Origin of the sequence: Bradyrhizobium sp. 87 (genome assembly GCF_023073015.1) — a bacterium.
In the GTDB taxonomy this organism is placed as follows: Bacteria; Pseudomonadota; Alphaproteobacteria; order Rhizobiales; family Xanthobacteraceae; genus Bradyrhizobium; species Bradyrhizobium canariense_D.
Map to the genome: position 1 here is coordinate 57,093 of NZ_JADPIQ010000083.1, position 16,986 is coordinate 74,078.

16 protein-coding genes are annotated in these 16,986 nt (G+C 64.1%); 11 read left to right on the top strand and 5 right to left on the bottom strand.

The features are described from left to right. Positions 1-38 precede the first annotated feature (38 nt). Entirely contained in the window at positions 39-1,289 is a 1,251-nt protein-coding gene (locus tag IVB50_RS19470; protein ID WP_247297004.1) for a flavin-dependent oxidoreductase, read from the top strand. 9 nt (positions 1,290-1,298) lie between these two features. Here IVB50_RS19470 and IVB50_RS19475 read toward each other — a convergent pair whose 3' ends face one another. Then, positions 1,299-1,754: a cupin domain-containing protein gene (locus IVB50_RS19475; RefSeq protein WP_007601580.1), complete on the bottom strand. Its 456-nt coding sequence runs from the start codon at positions 1,752-1,754 to the stop codon at positions 1,299-1,301. Positions 1,755-1,783: 29 nt separating this feature from the next. After that, positions 1,784-2,959, bottom strand: coding sequence for an ABC transporter substrate-binding protein (locus tag IVB50_RS19480; RefSeq protein WP_247297006.1), 1,176 nt, complete (start codon positions 2,957-2,959; stop codon positions 1,784-1,786). A gap of 250 nt (positions 2,960-3,209) precedes the next feature. On the opposite strand from IVB50_RS19480, the gene IVB50_RS19485 reads away from it, so the two are divergent. The 3 genes from IVB50_RS19485 to IVB50_RS19495 all read left to right on the top strand — a co-directional run bounded on the left by IVB50_RS19485 (position 3,210) and on the right by IVB50_RS19495 (position 6,043). Continuing rightward, complete coding sequence (locus IVB50_RS19485; RefSeq protein WP_204511875.1) at positions 3,210-3,728, top strand: MarR family transcriptional regulator; 519 nt, start codon at positions 3,210-3,212, stop codon at positions 3,726-3,728. A 146-nt stretch (positions 3,729-3,874) separates the two neighbouring features. Further along, on the top strand, positions 3,875-5,566 hold the full coding sequence (locus tag IVB50_RS19490; RefSeq protein ID WP_247297007.1) for a benzoate-CoA ligase family protein: 1,692 nt from the start codon (positions 3,875-3,877) through the stop codon (positions 5,564-5,566). Positions 5,567-5,578: 12 nt separating this feature from the next. Next, positions 5,579-6,043, top strand: a complete 465-nt coding sequence (locus IVB50_RS19495; RefSeq protein ID WP_198957626.1) for a RidA family protein — start codon at positions 5,579-5,581, stop codon at positions 6,041-6,043. A 51-nt stretch (positions 6,044-6,094) separates the two neighbouring features. Here the strand turns inward: IVB50_RS19495 and IVB50_RS19500 are convergent, their stop codons facing one another. Together IVB50_RS19500 and IVB50_RS19505 are read right to left on the bottom strand one after the other, a co-directional pair. Beyond that, positions 6,095-7,066, bottom strand: coding sequence for a CHAD domain-containing protein (locus IVB50_RS19500; RefSeq protein WP_247297008.1), 972 nt, complete (start codon positions 7,064-7,066; stop codon positions 6,095-6,097). A gap of 12 nt (positions 7,067-7,078) precedes the next feature. After that, positions 7,079-8,611 (bottom strand): bifunctional aminoglycoside phosphotransferase/ATP-binding protein, encoded by a 1,533-nt coding sequence (locus IVB50_RS19505; RefSeq protein ID WP_247297009.1) that lies wholly within the window; start codon positions 8,609-8,611, stop codon positions 7,079-7,081. Positions 8,612-8,804: 193 nt separating this feature from the next. Between IVB50_RS19505 and IVB50_RS19510 the strand changes: the two genes are divergently transcribed. The 5 genes from IVB50_RS19510 (at position 8,805) to IVB50_RS19530 (ending at position 15,524) form a co-directional block, all read left to right on the top strand. Next, entirely contained in the window at positions 8,805-9,644 is an 840-nt protein-coding gene (locus IVB50_RS19510; protein ID WP_247297010.1) for a universal stress protein, read from the top strand. A gap of 69 nt (positions 9,645-9,713) precedes the next feature. Then, entirely contained in the window at positions 9,714-12,407 is a 2,694-nt protein-coding gene (locus tag IVB50_RS19515) for a bifunctional acetate--CoA ligase family protein/GNAT family N-acetyltransferase (protein ID WP_247297011.1), read from the top strand. A gap of 103 nt (positions 12,408-12,510) precedes the next feature. Further along, a complete protein-coding gene (locus IVB50_RS19520) occupies positions 12,511-13,647 on the top strand; it encodes an ABC transporter permease (RefSeq protein ID WP_247297012.1) in 1,137 nt (378 codons plus the stop codon). Between the two features lie 2 nt (positions 13,648-13,649). Beyond that, the gene (locus IVB50_RS19525) at positions 13,650-14,417 is read left to right on the top strand and encodes an ATP-binding cassette domain-containing protein (RefSeq protein WP_247297013.1); all 768 of its coding nucleotides are present in this window, start codon (positions 13,650-13,652) and stop codon (positions 14,415-14,417) included. Positions 14,418-14,420: 3 nt separating this feature from the next. Next, on the top strand, positions 14,421-15,524 hold the full coding sequence (locus IVB50_RS19530; RefSeq protein ID WP_247297014.1) for an MlaD family protein: 1,104 nt from the start codon (positions 14,421-14,423) through the stop codon (positions 15,522-15,524). A 6-nt stretch (positions 15,525-15,530) separates the two neighbouring features. Here IVB50_RS19530 and IVB50_RS19535 read toward each other — a convergent pair whose 3' ends face one another. Then, entirely contained in the window at positions 15,531-15,848 is a 318-nt protein-coding gene (locus IVB50_RS19535; protein WP_247297015.1) for a cytochrome c, read from the bottom strand. A 148-nt stretch (positions 15,849-15,996) separates the two neighbouring features. Here IVB50_RS19535 and IVB50_RS19540 point away from each other — a divergent pair, with 148 nt between their 5' ends. Then, positions 15,997-16,707 carry a helix-turn-helix domain-containing protein gene (locus IVB50_RS19540; protein ID WP_247297016.1) on the top strand — a complete coding sequence of 237 codons (711 nt, stop codon included), beginning with the start codon at positions 15,997-15,999 and terminating at the stop codon, positions 16,705-16,707. A gap of 89 nt (positions 16,708-16,796) precedes the next feature. Continuing rightward, the gene (locus tag IVB50_RS42450; RefSeq protein WP_256464733.1) at positions 16,797-16,931 is read left to right on the top strand and encodes a hypothetical protein; all 135 of its coding nucleotides are present in this window, start codon (positions 16,797-16,799) and stop codon (positions 16,929-16,931) included. The last annotated feature ends 55 nt before the right edge of the window (positions 16,932-16,986 follow it).

Below are 16,986 nucleotides of genomic sequence, written 5' to 3' on the forward strand. Positions count from 1 at the left end.
GCCGCGTTGCCTGGTGTGTACCGAGTGGAGTGAGGGCGATGAAGGCGATTATCGTCGGTGGCGGTATCGGTGGTCTCACCACCGCATTGATGCTGCGCTCGCGGGGCCTCGCTTGCGAGATCTTCGAGCAGTCCGACACCATCCGCGAGCTTGGCGTCGGCATCAACACGCTGCCGCATGCCATGCGCGAGCTGGCAAGCCTCGGTTTGCTCCAGCAGCTTGACGATGTCGCGATCCGCACCGACCAGCTCTATTACCTCAACCGTCACGGCCAGGAAGTCTGGCGCGAGGCTCGCGGCATCGATGCCGGCCATGACGTGCCGCAATTCTCGATCCACCGCGGTCGACTTCAGGGCGTCATCCATCGGGCTGTCGAGGAGCGGCTCGGGCCGGAGGCCATCCACACTGGCTGCCGCCTCGGTGCCTTCACGCGGGACGAGAGCGGCGTCACCGCTTACTTCTTCGACCGCTCAGGCGCGCACATCCATACCGCGCGCGGCGACATTCTAATTGGTGCCGACGGCATCCATTCGCGGGTCCGTGACACGCTCTTCCCGAGCGAGGGGCCGCCATGCTGGAACGGCCTGATGCTGTGGCGCGGTGCGCGGGATTGGCCACTGTTCCTCACCGGCAAATCGATGATCGTGGCCGGTGGCCTCAACGCCAAGGTGGTGATCTATCCAATTGCGGAGGGATCGAGCCCGGCGAGCCGTCTCACCAACTGGGCGGTGCTGGTGAAGGTCGGCGAGGGCAATGCCCCGCCGCCGCGGAAGGAAGACTGGTCGCGGCCGGGCCGGCGCGAGGAGCTGATGCCGCATGTGGCGCGCTTCTCGGTGCCCTACGTCGACGTGAAGAGCCTGATCTCGGCCACGCCCGAGTTCTACGAATATCCGACCTGCGACCGCGATCCGTTGCCCTATTGGTCGTCGGGCAGAGTCACGCTGCTCGGCGATGCCGCGCATCCGATGTATCCGGTCGGCTCAAATGGCGCCTCGCAGGCGATCCTCGATGCGCGCTGCCTCGCCGACGCACTGGTGCGCGCCGAGCATCCGCGCCAGGCATTGCTTGAATACGAGAAGAAGCGCCTGCCGATGACCGCGGATATCGTCCGCTCCAACAGGCGTGGCGGTCCCGAGGGCGTCATCGACGCCGTCGAGCAGCTCGCGCCTGATGGTTTCGACAACGTCGACAACGTGCTGAGCTATTCCCAGCGCGAGGCGATCGTGCGCGGCTATGCCACCAAGGCTGGCTTCGCCGCAGTGCCGGGACTTGCGGCGGTGCGGGCTTAAGATGCCCTGCTAGCCGCCGGGAGGTGGCGGCAGGAAGTGGATGTTGAACTCGGCGGCCATCGCCACCACGTCCTCGGGCTTCTGTTCCTTCATGTTGTGGAGGCCCCAGAACAGGTCGAACAGCTTGCGGGTCGGTGACACCCAGAACAGCACCTTCGCGGTCTGCTCCGATTTGTTGAAGATGCCGTGCGGCACACCCATGCCGAGCCGGATCAGGTCGCCCGCGGTTGCCTGCGACTCGGAATTGCCGAGCATGAAATCGAGCTTGCCCTCCAGCATGTAGAGATATTCATCCTGGTCGGGATGGATGTGCGGCGGCACGAACGTGCCCGGTGGCAGCGTCGCATGCCAGGAGAAGCTGTGCTCCGTGTTGCTCTTCGGCACATAGGTCTGGCCAAGAATGTTCCAGGAGATGCCCTGGATACCCTCATTGGCCCGTGTAATGCCGGTGATTTCGCTCTTCATTGTGATCCTCCCTCAACGCGACGTGCGGCTTAGTTCGCCGCCTTGCAGTCCTTGGCGTAGCGGTCGCCGTAATTCTCAAAGACTTTCTGAACGATCTCGGTCTGGAACTTGCCGTCCGCGCGCTTGGCGACCTTGGTCAGATAGAAATCCTGGATCGGATAACCATTGGTGTTGAACTTGAAGGCGCCGCGCAGCGAGGTGAAGTCGGCCTTTTTCAGAGCGGCCGCGACCGCATCCTTGTTGGAGAGATCGCCCTTCACGGCTTTGACGGCGCTGTCGATCAGCATCGCGGCATCATAGGCCTGGAAGGCGTAGGTGCCGGGCACGCCGTTAAAGGCGGTCTCGTAGGCGGCGACGAACTTCTTGTTCTGGGGATTGTCGAGATTGGGCGCCCAGTTCGCGCCGCCGAACATGCCGACCGCCGCGTCCTGTTGCGCCGGCAAGGTCGATTCATCCACGGTGAAAGCGGAGAGCACCGGAATGCTGTCGGCGAGGCCGGCCTGCTTGTATTGCTTGACGAGATTGACCCCGAGGCCGCCGGGCATGAACGTGAAGAGCGCATCCGGTTTCTGCGATGAAATCTTGGAAAGCTCCGGCTGGAAGTCCAGCGTGTTGAGCGGCATGTAGGATTCCTCGACGATCTCACCCTTGTAGTCGAGCTTGAAGCCGGCGACCGAGTCCTTGCCGGCCTGATAATTCGGCACCATCAGATACATGCGCTTGTAGCCGCGATCCTGCGCGACCTTGCCGAGAATTTCGTGCACCTGATCGTTCTGGTACGAGGTCACGTAGAAGAACGGGTTGCAATCCTTGCCGGCAAAAGTGGATGGGCCGGCATTGGGGCTGATCAGGAAGGTTTTCGATTCCGTCACCGGCCGGTGGATCGCCTGAAGGATGTTGGAGAAGATCGGGCCGACCACGAAGTCGACCTTGTCGCGCTCCAGAAGCCCCTTGACCTTGGTGACCGCTGCGTCCGGCTTCAATTCGTCGTCGACCACGACGACCTCGACTTCGCGGCCGCCCATCTTGCCGCCGAGATCCTTGACCCCGAGCGCAAAGCCGTCGCGAACCTGTTGGCCGAGTGCAGCGGCGGGTCCCGACAGGGTCACGATCACCCCCAGCTTGATTTTCTCCTGAGCGAGGGAAGGACTCACCGCGGTGCCAAGCAGCAAGGCGGCTGCGGCCAACGTCATTTGCGTCTTCATGATCTGTCCCCCGTGATAACAGGACTTGCGCTGCAAGCCGCTACTTCAATCCAAGTTTATGCCGATGATTGCTGCCGCGGCAAGCGAGCTCAAAGAGTCGTCATCCGGCGGGCAGCGGCGCATGCAAGTGGCGCGCCAATTATTTGAAGCCTAAAGAAATCGGCATGCGGTTGATTGTTGCGGCTTTACGCTTGCAGCCGGCGTCGATTTATTTGAAGCTCAAAACGTGGGGGATCCGTGCCGGGCGCCAATGCCGGCCGTGAGTGACTGCATCAACATGCTCGATTCCGAGACCAAGGCCGTCGAAACTCCGGAGGATCACGCCGAAGAGCTTCGGCTGTGGCTGCGCCTCTTGACCTGCACGACCCTGATCGAGGGCGAGGTTCGTGGCCGGTTGCGGCAGCGCTTCGACGTCACATTGCCCCGTTTCGACCTGATGGCGCAGCTCGACAAGGCACCCGACGGCATGACGCTGTCCGACGTCTCCAAGCGCATGATGGTCTCGAACGGCAACGTCACCGGTCTGGTCGAGCGCCTCGTGGAATCCGGTCATCTCGACCGCCGCACGTCGGAGACGGACCGCCGCGTCCAGGTCATCCGGCTGACTAAACTCGGTCGCGCCGAGTTTCGCAGAATGGCCGCGGAACACGAAACTTGGATCGCCGATCTCTTCGCCGATCTGACGCCGAAGGATGTGCGCGAATTGATGCGGCTGCTCGCCAAGACCAAGGCATCGGCGCAGAAATCGGCCGCTCGCCGCCGGGCGTAGGTCCGCGGCTGAGGCACCCACCAATCCCGTTTGCCGCCGGAAAAGCACGGGATGCCCAAAATCCGCTATTGCGCGAAATTGCTTTAAGCCTAAAATGTTTCCGAGTGAGTGCTGCCGGGTGCTTTCCATGCTGAAAGGAGCGTGCGATGGCCAACGCCGCCAAGGTTCAAATCTCGGGCTCGCATGACGACAATGCTGCGACAGCCCATGTCGATGCGTTCGCGCGGCAGCATCTTCCGCCACGCGAGCTCTGGCCGGAATTCATCTTCACACGACCGGAACTGCAATATCCGCCCCGCCTGAACTGCGTCAGCTATTTTCTAGACCGCTGGGTCGAGCAGGGACATGGCGACGCTGCCTGCGTGATCAGCCCCGCCGTCAGCTACACCTATCGTGAGCTGCAAACGCTCGTGAACCGCATCGCCAATGTGCTGGTCGGCAAGCTTGGTCTCGTCACCGGCGGGCGCGTGCTGCTTCGCTCGGCCAACAATCCGATGATGGTCGCGACCTATCTGGCGGTGATCAAGGCCGGAGGCATTGTCGTGGCGACGATGCCGCTCTTGCGCGCCAAGGAGCTGTCCTATCCGATCCAGAAGGCGGAGATCACACTCGCCCTCTGCGATGGCAAGCTCGCCGAGGAAATGGAGAAGGCGAAAGCCGCAGCCCCCGGCCTCAAGCGCGTGGTCTATTGGGGCAACGGCAGCGGCGACTCGCTCGAGACGCTGATGGGGGATGCAAGTCCGGAGTTCAGAGCTGTCGATACTGCATCCGACGACGTCTGCCTGATCGCGTTCACGTCGGGCACGACCGGCGATCCCAAGGGCACCATGCATTTCCACCGTGACATGCTGGCGGTCTGCGATGGTTATGCGCGCAACATCCTGCGGGCGGAGCAGAAGGATCGCTTCGTCGGCTCTGCACCGCTCGCCTTCACGTTCGGCTTCGGCGGCGTGCTGTTTCCGATGCACATCGGCGCCTCCTTTGTCGTTCTGGAGAAGACGGCGCCCGACGACATTCTGAATGCGATCGAGCAGTACAAGACCACGGTCTGTTTCACCGCGCCGACCGCGTACCGGGCGATGATTGGCAAGCTTCCGGGCCGCGATATTTCCTCACTTCGCAAATGCGTGTCCGCCGGCGAGACGCTGCCCAAGCCGACATTCGATGCCTGGCTAAAGGCGACCGGCATCAAGCTGATGGACGGCATCGGCTCGACCGAGCTGCTGCACATCTTCATCAGCGCGACCGAGGACGAGATCCGCCCCGGTGCGACGGGCAAGCCGGTGCCGGGGTATGAAGCGAAGATCGTCGACGATTCCGGCAATGATTTGCCGCCGGGCACGATGGGACGGCTCGCGGTCCGCGGGCCGACCGGATGCCGCTATCTCGCCGACGAGCGGCAACGCAAATACGTCCAGAACGGCTGGAACATCACGGGCGACACCTATCTGATGGATAGCGACGGCTATTTCTGGTATCAGTCGCGCTCGGACGACATGATCGTGTCGGCCGGCTACAACATCGCAGGCACGGACGTCGAGGCGGCGCTGCTCACGCATCCCTCGGTCGTCGAATGCGGGGTCGTCGGCGCGCCAGACGAGGCGCGCGGCATGATCGTGAAGGCCTATGTCGTTGCCGCGCCTGGCGTAACGCCGGATGCCGAGCTCGTGGCTGCGTTGCAGGAGCATGTCAAACGCGAGATCGCGCCATACAAATATCCGCGCGCGATCGAGTTCGTGACGCAGCTACCGAAGACCGAGACTGGCAAACTAAAGCGCTTTGCCCTGCGGCAACTGGCGCAGACCGCGGTGCCGTCCTCCGGCGTCGCGGCGGAATAGAAGGATAGAAAATTGTCAGTGACCACGCCGAAAGGCCCGCACCTCGCGGTGCTGCCGACAACAGCCGAGGATGAAACCCGCTCCAGGGCGCAGGTGCTCCAGCCGTCCGGTTGGCCGGTACCGAAAGGCTATGCCAACGGCATGGCCGCCGAGGGACGCATCGTCGTCACCGGCGGCGTCATCGGCTGGGATGACGAGGAGCGTCTCGCGGAGGGTTTTGTCGCGCAGGTGCGCCAAACCCTAGGCAACATCGCCGCGATCCTCGCGGAGGCCGGCGCGCAGCCCGAGCATCTGGTGCGCCTGACCTGGTACGTCGTCGACATGGAGGAGTACCTGGCGAACCTGAAAGAGCTCGGCAAGGCCTACCGCACCATCTTCGGCGCGCACTATCCGGCGATGGCGCTGGTTCAGGTCGTCCGACTCGTCGAGAAGGCGGCGCGCGTCGAAATCGAAGCCACCGCCGTCATTCCGCGCTGAACCGACGGCTGGCCCAGCTCGTCTTTTTTAGGCTCGCCTTGGCGAGATCACCTAGTCCTCAGGCTCCGCATCCGGCGCAAGATCGGCGGACCGGAACGGCTTGGCCTTGTCGAGTTTCCGGTAGGCGCGCGAGGCGGTCCGCAACAGTTTCTTTTCGCGCTTGCGGTTGAGGAAGCGAATGCCCGCCTCGGGAACGGCCTCGTTCAATGACGCCGCCAAGGTTTGCCCTCGCGCATCGTCATTCAATCGCCCGAGGGACTTTTGCGCCTTGCGCAATTGCTTGAGGATCGACTGCTGCTTTGTCAGCGACTCGTCTGCGAACAGGTCCTCGAGCGACTCGATCGAATAGGTCAGCCGTTTGTTGAGAAGCCGCAGCTTGTGCCGTTTCTCGACATCGAGCTTGCGGAGCTTGCGTGCTTTCTTCAGCAGCGTCTTTTCCCATTCCGTGAGTTTCGCTGTTGCGTGGCCGGCGAGCGTGCAGCGGCGTAGCCTGATAGCTTCCTTGCTGCGCCGGGTCGACCAGGGGCCGCTCTCGATCCAGGCTGACGTCTGCGCGACGAGATGGCGATACCGCGCGGATTGCAGCGCGCGCGCCAACTGGCGATGGCTCTCGGCGCGCTTCTCGTCCCAGTGCTGGAGCTCGGCAATCACGGTCAACTCGCCGCTACTTTCGGCGATGACCCGCTCGATCGCCACGTCGAGGTCCCGCACCATGCCGAGCTGGCTGTTCAGCCATTTCAGTTCGGTCCAGACCTCCGGCCGAAGGGCGTCATCGACCATCGGCGAGAAGAAGCGGATGGCGGTGCGCAGATGCGTCAGTGCAATCCGGATCTGGTGCAGTGCCTCGGGATCGCCACGGCAGGTGCCGTCATGCTGGGCGCGAACGGCGGCGAGGTGACGGCGGGCGATGATCCGGAACGCCGTGTCGCAGACCATGCCGGGGCTGAGGCGGCCGGGCAGGGCATTGCGCCTCGCCGCAGGCTTGACGCGCGCGGCCGTCGAACTCGTGCTGGGTCGCGCCATTTGCAGATTGCCTTACTTGCTCTCGGCGATCGCGTCCCGGCAGTTCTGGAGCGTCTGGTCTTGCGTCCCGGATGCATCGATGGTCGCCCAACCGACATGGCCGATATTATAGTGCTCTTGCAACGCGGCAACCTCTTGCGTGGCGTCGGATGCGTCGCCCCGGCGGCCCCCGATCCGCGCCTGCCGGGTCGCGAGGTCTGCAATCAGAAATAGGCCGCTCAGCGGCACGTTGCGCTCGCGCGCCAGTGCGGCAACCGCGTCTCGTTCGTCCTCACGGGCGAACACGCCGTCGATGATCGCTGAATGGCCTTGCGCCAGCACCCGCCCGGCGTGCTGAGCCAACGTGTCGTAAACGCGGGCCGTGACCTCGGGTGTGTATGCGGATGCCGACAGCCGGTCCGTTTCCTCGACCCCTAACATCTGCTTGCGGACGAGGTCGCTGCGCAGCACGACGGCCCCCGGCTGCGGCGTAACGTCCGGCGCGAGCGCGCGCGCCAAAATCGTCTTTCCGGTGCCTGACAATCCGCCGACTGCAATCAGCCGGGGAGCGGGCGGTTGGATCAGCGTGCGGGCGAGGCCAAAATAGCGCCGTGCCCCGTCGAGAATACTGGGATCATCGGAATGCGGCGGCTTCAGCCGTGCCAGCGCGACCTGGGCGCGGATCGCCGCCCGGATGGACATGAACAGAGGCAGTGCGGAGAGCGCGTCGAGATTTTCGACCGAAGTCGCGGCGAGATAGCGGTTCAGCACGATGTTGGCCGCGCGTGCCTGATCGTGGTGCAACAGATCCATCAATCCGAATGCGAGATCGTAGACCACGTCGGTGGTTGCCATCTCGGCGTCGAACTCGATGGCGTCGAACAGCACCGGCTGCTCGTCGATCGACACGATGTTCGCAAGATGCAGGTCGCCATGGCACCGGCGCACGAAGTCTTTTCGGCCGCGCTCTTCGAGCAAAGGCCGGAGGCGGAGGAACATTGCTTGCGAGTCTCTGCCGAGTTCTGCGATCTCTTCGGCTTCGAAATCATTGCCGGTCCGCAGGCCATTGCTGTTGCCATCGATCAGGCCGGGGATGGAGGAAACCCATGCGTAGCCGTCGGCGCGAACAGCCTGCGCATGCGAAGCCGCGATCGCGTCGGCGACAGCCGAGGCAAAAGTGTCATCCAGCGCTCCGGCCTTGGCCAGATGATCCAGCGTCCGGCTTTCGTCGAAGCGCAACATGTCGACCGCATACTCGATCGGCCGGCCGCTTCCGTCCACCTTCACCGATCCATCGGGCTCTTCCGTGATCGCCACGACGCGGTGATAGATCTGCGGCGCCAGCGGCCGGTTGATCCTGATCTCCTCCTCACACGCCGCCTTGCGCTTCTCGAGCGTGGAGTAATCGAGGAATGGAAACTGCACGGCGCGCTTGATCTTCAGAGCGCGTCTGCCTTCAAGAAAGACCGAAGCTGCGTGCGTATCGATCCGCCTCACGTTCGGATGACCCACGGAATTGGTGAGCGCCGCAAAGATCCGGTCCTGGGTCGCAGAATCGTCTGTCATTCCAGCTGGTACGTCCAGATGCGTCGGAAGGCGGCGCGCCCCGCGATCAGGGTAATCCATAGAAGCAGATCGCGGCCAGTCCTTGACTTCGGTCAACGCCTGTCTCCTTCCGGCCGGTCGAAGTTCCCGGGCTTGACGAGGATCAAGCGTCCCGACCAAGGCCAGCCTATTCTGGCGCCTGAGGAGAATCCCGATGCCCATCAAGGACGTCTTTCTGCCGCTCGTCGGCCAGCCACGCGGCCCGGCCCTTGCTGCGATCGAGACATGCGTGGCCGTTGCCGCCGACCTCGGCGCCAGGATCACCGCGCTTGCACTCGAGGAGGATGTCTTCGTGCGGCCGAAGGTGATGCTCCCCGATAATTCCGATGCGGCCGAGGCAAACGGGTCGGTTGGCGCGGGCGACAGTCAGCACCTCCTGGATGCGTTCACCCGTGCAACCTCCCGCACCGGCATTCGCGCTCAAAGCCGGTCGGCCAAGGTGCCGGCAGACCAGATCGCGTCAGTCCTGGCCGAACACGGGCGCTTCAGCGATCTCACGCTGCTCCCCGTGACGCCACACGACAGCCGAACCGAGCACATCATCGAGACGCTCCTGTTCGAATCCGGGCGGCCAGTGCTGCTCTGCCCGGAGCAGCATGTGGACGAGCTGCGCCCGGAATTCGAGAACGTCATGATCGCCTGGGATCACTCGGCGCGTGCGGCGCGTGCGGTCGGCGACGCGCTGCCTATCCTTCAGGCAGCAGCCCTGGTCCGCGTGGTGACCGTGGCGGACGACAAGTCCGACGCGATCGTGCAATCCGGCACGGCTCTGGTCGATCATTTGAGGGAACACGGGGTCTACGCCTCGTTCGAAACCGCGAAGGGCAACGGCAGCTCGATTGGCAAGGTGCTCGGAAGCTGGGCGAATTCCCATGCCATCGATGCGATCGTGATGGGCGCCTACCATCATTCGCGCCTGAACGAGATCGTTTGGGGCGGTGTGACAAAGACCGTCATTGGCGAACCACCGTGCTGGGTTATGCTCTCGTACTAGGCGGATCGCCAGTTATCGGGCTTGATCGTCAACCATCGGAACCGCCACCGACCGGGCGCATTTGCTTTCATGTCAATCTATCGTCTGAAGAACCTGCTGTCGCCGCGTTCGGTCGCGCTCGTCGGTGCGAGCGCCCGCCCGGTCTCCGTTGGACGCGCCATTCTGGAGAACATCCGTAAGGCTGGATTCACGGGACAGTTCGGCCTCGTCAATCCGCGCCATGCCGAGATCGGCGGCGTCGCGGCCGTAGGCAGCCTCGATCAATTGCCGTTCGTGCCCGAGCTTGTGGTCATCACCGCGCCGGCGCGCGCGGTTCCCGGCATTGTCGATCAAGCCGGGCGGCGCGGCTCGGCGGGTGCCCTGATTGTCTCGGCTGGGCTCGGCCACGGACCGGGATCCCTGCAGGAGGCCGCCATCACTGCGGCCCGCAAATACGGCATGCGGCTGATCGGGCCGAACTGCCTGGGCATCATGATGCCCGGCGTGAGCCTCAATGCCAGTTTTGCCGCGCACATGCCGGGGCCGGGGAATCTCGCGCTGATCTCGCAATCAGGCGCGATCGCGGCCGGCATGGTCGATTGGGCCGCGCAGCGCGGCGTCGGCTTCTCCGGCATCGTCTCGATCGGCGATCAGATCGACGTCGATCTTGCCGATCTGCTCGACTATTTCGCGATGGATCACAAGACCCGCGCGATTCTGCTCTACATCGAAGCCATCAAGGACGCGCGCAAGTTCATGTCGGCCGCGCGCGCCGCGGCGCGCGTGAAGCCCGTTGTCGTGGTGAAGTCCGGGCGAATGGCGCAGGGCGCGAGGGCGGCTGCCACGCATACCGGTGCGCTTGCGGGCGCCGACGCCGTCTACGACGCGGCGTTCCGCCGCGCGGGCGTCCTGCGGGTCTCTGATCTGCGCGAGCTGTTCGATTGCGCCGAGACGCTCGGCCGCGTCGAGTCGCCGGCGGGAAAGCGCCTCGCCATCCTGACCAATGGCGGCGGCATCGGTGTCCTCGCCATCGATCGATTGGTCGAGCTCGGCGGCATTCCGGCGACCATCTCGTCGGACGCCCGCAAGAAACTCGATGACGCGCTGCCGCCGACCTGGTCCGGCGCAAATCCCGTCGACATCGTGGGCGACGCCGATGCGTCGCGCTATGCGGCGGCGCTCGACGTGTTGCTTGCCGATCCCGACAACGATGCGGTCCTCGTCCTCAACGTGCAGACCGCGATCGCCTCGGCTGCCGATATCGCAACGATGGTGACCGAACGCGTCAAGGCATATCGCGAGAAGCACCGCAGTTGGGCCAAGCCCGTGCTCGCCTCGTGGATCGGAGCAGACCAGAACATCATCGAAACACTGTCCGGCGCCGGCATCCCGAACTATCCGACCGAGGATGATGCCGTGCGCGGCTTCATGTACCTCGTGAGGCACCGCGAAGTCGTGGAGGAACTGAGCCAGGTTCCACCCGCAATGCCCGACACGTTCGTGCCGGACGCACGTGCTGCGATGCAGATCGTAGCTGCTGCCATCGCGGACGGCCGCCAATGGCTCGAACCCGTCGAGATCAAGCACCTGCTCGAAGCGTACGATATCGCGATGGTGCCCACATACGCCGCGGCCGATGTCGAGCAGGCGGTGGCCTACGCGAAAGATATCTTCGCGCAAGGCGCCACCGTCGTGCTGAAAATCATGTCGCGCGACATCGTTCACAAATCCGATGTCGGCGGCGTCGTGCTCAATCTGACGACGGTCGAGGCGGTGCGCGCCGCCGCTACCGATATTCTCGCCCGGGCGCGCAAGCTGCGCCCGCAAGCCCGCATCGAGGGGGTCATCGTGCAGGCGATGGTCGTGAAGGCGAAGGCGCGCGAGTTGATTCTGGGCCTCGCCGACGATCCGACCTTCGGGACCGTCGTGGTGTTCGGCCGCGGCGGGACCGCGGTCGAGATCATCAACGACAAGGCGCTTGCGCTGCCGCCGCTCGATCTGCAACTGGCCCGCGACCTGATCGACCGCACGCGCGTGTCCCGGCTGCTTCGCGCTTACCGGGACGTGCCGGCGGTGAAGCCCGACGCCGTCGCCATGGTCCTAGTCAAGCTGGCGCAGATGGCCGCCGACATTCCCGAGATCCGCGAATTCGACATCAATCCGCTGCTGGCGGATGAAACCGGCGTGACCGCGGTCGACGCTCGCGTCGCGGTCGGGCCGCCGCAACGGAAGTTTGCCGGCTCCGGCGCCGCCAACTTCGCCGTTCGGGCCTATCCGTCGCAATGGGAGCGCCGCCTCAAGCTCAAGGAGGGCTGGCGGATCTTCGCGCGGCCCCTGCGTCCGGAGGACGAGCCGACCATCCACGCATTCCTGCGTCATGTCACGGCGCACGACCTTCGTCTGCGTTTCTTCGCGCCGATGAAGGAGTTCACCCACGAGTTCATCGCGCGCCTGACCCAGCTCGACTACGCGCGGGCGATGGCCTTTATCGCATTCGACGAGGCGACCGGTGAGATGGTCGGCGTGGTCCGACTCCATTCGGACTCGATCTACGAGAGCGGTGAATATGCGATCCTGCTGCGGTCCGACCTCAAGGGCAAGGGTCTGGGATGGGCCCTGATGCAGCTGATCATCGACTACGCGAGATCGGAGGGCCTCAAAGCGATCTCGGGTGATGTTCTCAGGGAGAACACCACCATGCTGGAGATGTGTCGCCAGCTCGGCTTCGATGTGAAGCCGGATCCGACCGAGCCGGATATCTGCGATGTCAGGCTGAAGCTCTGAGCGCGCCGCTACAGCTGGCCTTGAGACAGGTCAAGCCGGCCGCCCCATGCTGGCCTAGAACTGCCGGCTGAATGGGGACTGGTTGTCCCGATGAGGTGGAAGCGTGAACTCCGAACCGCTGTTGCTGGCGAGGCCCTCCGGCGAAGAGCTGAAATTGTGCCCGGAAGGGCCGTGGATTGCCGCGAACGTGTCGCTGCTGGAGACATTGTCCCGGTCGGTCGGGGCGGATGTCGATCAATCCAGAGCCCTGACGCTGGACATGTCAGGCGTCAGCGCGCTCGACACGCTCGGCGCCTGGGTCCTGGAAAAGCTTTCGCGCAGGGCTTCATCATCCGGTCAAGCGGCCGAGTTTATCGGTGTCGCCGACCATTTCAGCGGCCTGATGGACGAGGTGCGCCAGGTCAACCGCCACACGCCGCTGCCGGCGCCCGCACCCAACCCGATTGTGCTCAGGCTGAACGATCTCGGCAAGTCCACGGTCGGCGCGCGCGAAGACATCACGATCTTTCTCCAAATGCTGGGCGCGTTGTTCATCGCCGTGATCGGCGTGCTGCGCCGGCCGCGCTCGCTGCGGCTGACATCGCTGATCTATCAGCTCTACCGCATCGGCTGGCAGGCCATCCCCATCGTCGTGCTGATCACCTTCCTGATCGGCGCTATCATCGCCCAGCAGGGATTCTTCCATTTCCGCAGGTTCGGCGCGGAGTCCTACACCGTCGACATGGTCGGCATCCTGGTGCTGCGCGAGCTTGGCGTGTTGATCGTCGCCATCATGGTCGCCGGCCGTTCGGGAAGCGCCTACACTGCCGAGCTCGGCTCGATGAAGATGCGCGAGGAGATCGATGCGCTCTCGACCATGGGCCTCGATCCCGTCCACGTCCTGATTCTGCCGCGGGTTGCGGCCCTGGTGATTGCGCTGCCAATCCTTGCTTTCATCGGATCGATTGCCGCACTCTATGGTGGCGGCCTGGTCGCGCAGTTCTACGGCGGTATGGCGCCGGCGATCTACATCGCGCGGCTGCACGAGGCGATCTCGGTCACCCATTTCGAGGTGGGCATCCTGAAGGCGCCGTTCATGGCGCTGGTGATCGGGGTAGTCGCCTGCAGCGAGGGCTTGCGCGTGAAGGGCAGCGCCGAGTCGCTGGGACGACAGACCACGACGTCGGTGGTCAAGTCGATCTTCCTGGTGATCGTGCTCGACGGCCTGTTCGCGATCTTCTTCGCCTCGATCGGAATGTGATCATGGGCGAATCGCAAGAGCAGTTCGCGATCCGCGTCCGTGACCTCGTGGTCGGCTTCGGCCGGCAGACCGTGCTCGATCGTCTGACGCTCGACGTACGCCGGGGTGAGATCCTCGGGCTCGTGGGGGCGTCGGGTGGCGGCAAGTCGGTGCTGATGCGAACCATCATCGGCCTCATCCCGCGCCAAGGCGGGACCATCGAGGTTACGGGACGGCCAATCGGCGGCGGCACCGAAGGCGCGGCCACGACCTGGGGCATCCTGTTCCAGCAGGGCGCGCTGTTCTCCTCGCTGACGGTCCGGCAGAACATCCAGTTTCCGCTCCGTGAAAATCTCGTCCTGTCGCAGGAGCTGATGGACGAGATCGCGATCGCCAAGCTCGAAATGGTCGGGCTGCGGCCCCAGGATGCCGATAAATATCCGGCGGAGCTATCCGGCGGCATGACCAAGCGCGTGGCGCTGGCGCGCGCGCTCGCGCTCGATCCGCCGATCCTGTTCCTGGACGAGCCGACCTCAGGCCTCGATCCGATCGCGGCGGGCGATTTCGATGCGCTGATCGGGACGCTGCAAAAGACCCTCGGCCTCACCGTGTTCATGGTCACCCATGATCTGGCGAGCCTGACCACGGTCTGCGACCGCGTCGCCGCTCTCGCTGACGGCAAGATCGTGGCGATCGGTCCGATGCGCGAGCTGCTGCAATCCGAGCATCCCTGGGTGCGCGCCTATTTCCACGGCAAGCGCTCGCAGATGCTGCAACACGATATGAGATGAGACATGGAAACCCGCGCTCCCTACGTGCTGATCGGCAGTTTTGTCCTGGCCGCGATCCTCGCGGTGTTCGGCTTCGTCTATTGGCTGAACAACACCGGCGGGATCGGGCCGCGCACCAGCTATCACGTGCAATTCCAGGGCCCGGTGCCCGGTCTTCTGGTCGGCGCCGGCGTGCTGTTCAACGGCATCCGCGTCGGCGAGGTCACCGAGCTCGGGCTTGCGCCGGACAATCCACGCTTTGTCAATGCGACGATCTCGGTTGCTTCAACCACGCCGGTGCGTGCCGACAGCAGGGTCGGGCTCGATTTCCAGGGGCTGACCGGCGTGCCGGTGGTGACGCTGGAGGGAGGCGTCATCGTCACTAAATCCGGCGAGCCCCCGACCTTGATTGCCGAGGCCGGTGCGGGCCAGAGCATGACGCAGGCCGCGCGCGATGCACTGCGGCGGGTCGACACCGTGCTGGAGGACAATTCGGGCCCGCTGAAGGACACCATCGCCAATCTCAAGACCTTCTCCGACGGGCTTGCGCGCAACACCGGCAAGATCGACGGCATTTTGGCGGGCCTGGAGAAGATGACCGGCGGCGGAACGCCGGCGCAGAAAGTCACCTATGATCTGCGCACGCCGCAGAACCTCGGTCCGGGCGGCAAGACGCTCTCGGCGTCACTGGCCATCCCCGAGCCGACAGCGGTCGCCATGCTCCAGACCCAGCGCATGCTGTTCGCGCCGGGCGGCGATAATCCGGGCTTTGCGGACTTCCTCTGGGCCGACAGCATTCCCAAGCTGATACAGGCGCGTCTGATCGACAGTTTCGAGAACTACGACATCGCCCACGCGCCGTTGCGCACGGCCGATCTCGGGCAGGCGGACTATCAGCTGCTGATCGACATCAGGCGCTTCCGCATTGCCACCGAGGGGGAGACGCGGGTCGAGATCGGGCTGTCGGCGCGGATCGTCGACAAGAACGGCAAGGTGATCGCCTCGCGTCTCGTCGAGACCAGCGAAAAACTCGACAAGATTGTGCCGGCCATGGCGGTCGCAGCGTTCGATACGGCCTTCACGCGCATCGCGAAGGAGCTGATCGGCTGGACGGTGCAGGCGGTGTGACGCCGGCTATTCCAGGGTCTTGAGGTAGGACAGGAGATCGTGGATCTGGTCCGGACTGAGCTCGAAGGCCGGCATGTCGGCGTGGCCGGTGTTGATGCCCTCGGCCAGCGCCTCCCCAAGGCTCTCGATGGGATAGCGCTGGTGCAGGGTCCGCAGCGGCGGTGCGATCTTGAGCGGACTGTTCGACGCACGGTCGATCGCGTGGCAGCGCGCGCAATTGGCTCGCGCAAAGGCCTTGCCGCGTTGTTCGGCCGTCGGGGCAGCCAGGACAGGCGTCATCAGAAGCAACCCGATCAAGCCGTGACGCAGCATTCCTTGCAGCATGTAAAGTGACCCCGTTTAAGTCTGGGAGAAGAATAGGGCGGGGATTCCCTCCAAAATTGATCTGGGTCAACCGGCTTTGGCGCACTGCAGTAAAATGCAGCTGCGCGGCGGGATGGGCCTGATGGGCAGCCGGCGCTTGGAGCGGTCGATGAAGCCCGTAGTCACGATTGAGCTGAACTGGCAGCTCTGCAGCGATTGCGCCGTCCGCGCATCAGCGGTCTGTTCGTCTTTGGATGCAGCCGAGCTTCGGGAATTCGAGCATCTCGGCCGGCGGGTCCATTTTTCCTCAGGCGAGACTGTGTTCTCCGAGGAGGACATCACGACCTCGTTCTACAATCTCCTCGAGGGCGTCATGCGGCTGTACAAGCTGCTGCCCGACGGCCGCCGGCAGATCGTGGGCTTTGCCTTGCCCGGCGATTTCCTGGGGATGAATATTTCTGGCAGGCACAACTTTTCGGCCGATGCGATCGGCGCGGTGACCGTATGCCAGTTCGCGAAGTCACCCTTCGGCCGTTTCATCGAGGACCGGCCGCATCTCCTCAGGCGGATCAACGAGCTGGCGATTCGCGAGCTGAGCCAGGCCCGGGACCACATGGTCCTGCTCGGCCGCCGTTCGGCGGACGAAAAGGTTGCGGCCTTTCTGCTCGGCTGGCGCGAGCGGCTGGTCTCCCTGAAGCGGGCGTTGGACACGGTTCCGCTTCCAATGAGCCGCCAGGACATCGCCGACTACCTCGGCCTGACCATCGAGACCGTCAGCCGCACCTTCACCAAGCTGGAGCGCCACGGCGTGATCGAGATCATTCATGGCGGGATCAGCCTGCTCGATCCGGCGAAGGTCGAGGCCTTGGCCGCAGCCTGATTCCAACGCAGCGCGGCTCGATTTTGATCGGGATCAATGCATTCGGCCGGGTGCCCCGAATAATGCTCAAAACCACAGGGGAGAGCATCATGCCGGCTGACGCGTTGCTTATGAGCACCATTGTCGTGGCAATCTTTGTCACCTTCGCCGGGGCTCTGGTCTGGGCAGACCGGCAAACCAGTGCAGGCCGGCCCGAGTCGGACGTCAAGCGTCGAAGCTTCTGAGATCACCGTCCCATCCTGCGGCGCCCGCGGGGCGGGCTATGCCGTGCGAGTTCGG